The organism is Pseudogemmobacter sp. TB195 (genome assembly GCF_058313095.1).
Map to the genome: position 1 here is coordinate 1 of NZ_JBZEGG010000078.1, position 1,576 is coordinate 1,576.

The following is a 1,576-nucleotide window of genomic DNA, read 5'->3' on the forward strand; positions in this document are numbered from 1 at the left end:
ACTCCCGTAATGGTCTTGACGCGCTGCGGCGGGCAGATACCGAGAGGGTCGATATCGTTATGCTCTCCAACAGTCACGGCCAGTTCGGCGGTGGCGGGCTGGCGAGGTGGATGCAGGCGAGGCTGGCCGAGAAGTACGGATCTTATGCTACCGGGTTGAACCGCGCTGTTGCCGTCGGGGCGACCTCGGGCATGAGCGCCGATCTGGCGTCCTCTGCGGTCGCAATCGGCCCCCTGTCCTATGTGGCCGACGGAGCCAATGTTGCAGGCCCGGCGGGGGCAGTGTTCTTCACTCCGGCAGATCAGTTGCAGGTCGGAACTATCAACCCGAAACACAACCTTCGCGTCCACTTCGACTATGCAACCTTCCCTTCGGCAGGCGCAGCAGGACAGTTCCGCGTCCGGGTTCGCCGTGAGGATAGCGTTTTCAACATCATCGGGTCGAGCGACTGGATCAGCACCATCGACGCGGCTGCCGGCGAGACGATGCGCCACGGCTTCTTTGACATCCCCGCTGATGCCAGCCGCGCGGGCACAAACTTCGCGGCCCGTTTGGTCGGTCATGGCGACACTCTGGTGGGGCCATTCTTCTCCACCATGCTGCGGGTCGAGGATCGTGATGCTTTGCACGGGATCAGCTATCATGTGCGCTACGCTGCCGGCGGCCAGTCCGCATATGATATCGCGGCGGCTATTCTCGCGGCAGATCGGAACCGGGAGATCAATTTCCTCGCGGAGTTGCGCCGCTTGCAAGTCGAGCGTGGCCAGCGGGTCAACGTGACCTTCCACATCAACGAGGGGCACAACCAGAGAAACGAAACTCTTCAGCCGTCGCTTGGTCGGCGGGCGATCACAGACGCCGACAGTCCTCTCGGTTTCCTGGATGATGTCGAGGCAATCCAGACCTACTATGCCGAACTCTGGACGGAGCAAGGATGGGATCTGCGAGAACTGACCTGGATCGTGTTTGTTGATCATCCAGATGCAAGCCCGGACGGTCTGGAGCTTCCGGCATACCGTCGCATGTTCGCGGATCGCGCCAGCAGAATGGCGGGAACCAGCTTCTTCAACTGGCTGGATGTGCTGACCTATCAGCAGATGGTTGACAATGGATCGTTCGCTGACGGCCTGCACCTCGTTAACACAATCGGGTCTGGATACGATTTCTTGGCGCAGAGATTTGTCGCAACGTTATGACCCCCTGCTGGTGGCTGGTCCCGTCGATCCTCGGCGGGGCCGCTATATGGGCGGCCCTGATCGCCGCGATGTTGTGAAGCGCAGGAGGCGCCATGGATTCCAATCTCTGGGCCGAGATCAAGGCCGCAATCCTTGCCGGGTCCGTCATGGCAGCGGTGATCTGGGGCGCTCTTGGGGGCGCGACGAATGCCCTTGTGATCCGGGTGACTGCGCGCGATGCGCTGCGCCACATCGCTCTTGGTGCAGCGATCGCGGCGGGCTTGGGAGGTCTGGGTGCGCCGCTGATCGGCCACTGGCTGGGACTGCCGTCCGACGCACTTGGCGCAGGCAGCGGTGCGGCGGGCGGTTCTGTGGCCTATCTGACCGGCTCCCTTGGCGCC

2 protein-coding genes are annotated in these 1,576 nt (G+C 62.4%); both read left to right on the plus strand.

The genetic code is table 11. The features are described from left to right. The coding region (locus AC4FS3_RS28615; protein WP_491023357.1) for a hypothetical protein at positions 1-1,196 on the plus strand (1,196 nt) is incomplete at its 5' end. Positions 1,197-1,288: 92 nt separating this feature from the next. Then, the coding region (locus AC4FS3_RS28620) for a hypothetical protein (protein ID WP_491023358.1) at positions 1,289-1,576 on the plus strand (288 nt) is incomplete at its 3' end.